Source organism: Azospirillum sp. B4 (assembly GCF_000333275.1).
Lineage (GTDB): Bacteria > Pseudomonadota > Alphaproteobacteria > Azospirillales > Azospirillaceae > Nitrospirillum.
Window position 1 is genome coordinate 1 of sequence record NZ_BACU01000335.1, and the last position, 962, is coordinate 962.

Sequence of the window (962 nt, forward strand, 5' to 3'; positions counted from 1 at the left end):
AATTCGCCCACCGCCGGAATGAACACCAGCAGCGAGCCAGCGACGATGCCGGGCAGCGACAGCGGCAGCGTGATGGTCAGGAAGGCCTTCCAGGGCTTGGCGCCCAGATCGGCCGCCGCCTCCAGCAGGGTGTGGTCCAGCTTTTCCAGCGTGGCGTACAGCGGCAGGATCATGAAAGGCAGGTAGGAATAGGTGATGCCGATATAGACCGCGACATCCGTGTACAGGATCTTCAGCGGCTCATGGATGATGCCGAGGCTCATCAGCAGGTTATTCAGCAGCCCCTCGTCCTTCAGAATGCTCATCCACGCGTAGACGCGGATGAGGAAGCTGGTCCAGAACGGCAGGATGATCAGCATCAGCAGCGGCCCGCGCCGCTTTTCCGGCGCGGTAGCGATGGCGTAGGCCATGGGATAGCCGATCAGCAGGCAGCAGACGGTCGAGACGAAGGCGATCTTCAGCGAGTTCAGATAGGCCAGGATGTATAGGTCGTCATCGAACAGCGCCTGGAAGCCGCTGAAACGGATATGCAGGTCCAGCCCGCCGTCCACCCATTCGACCAGCTTGGTGAAGGGCGGGATGCCCACCGCCGGCTCCGCCACGCTGATCTTCAGCACGATCAGGAAAGGAATGAGGAAGAACAGCACCAGCCAGGCGTAGGGGCCCAGGATGACGCCGCCCCGGCCGGTCAGGCCCAGGCGGCGGGTGACGGCCAGCGCGCGCTGTTTCACGGTGCGCGGCGCCACCGGCGGCAGGCCGGCAGGTTTGGCCCCTTGAGCGGGCGGCCCCTTTGGGGAGGGCGAGGCGGGAAGGTGTGCGGCCAAGGCGGGTTCCCTTCCCTCAGTCCGTCAGGACCACGCCGGCGAACGGGCGCCAGCACAGCCAGACCTCATCGTCCCAGGTGATGGGCAGCTCGGTGCGGCGGGTCGCGTTGGGCGCCGTCGCCCGCACCCGTTCCCGCT

General features: G+C 65.9%; 2 protein-coding genes. Both read right to left on the reverse strand.

What is annotated here, in order from left to right:
- Positions 1–731, reverse strand: a 731-nt coding sequence (locus I55_RS14955; RefSeq protein ID WP_376739198.1) for an ABC transporter permease subunit, incomplete at its 3' end; no start/stop codon positions are given.
- Positions 732–840: 109 nt separating this feature from the next.
- Entirely contained in the window at positions 841–951 is a 111-nt protein-coding gene (locus tag I55_RS38455) for a hypothetical protein (protein ID WP_252181156.1), read from the reverse strand.
- Between the last annotated feature and the right edge of the window lie 11 nt (positions 952–962).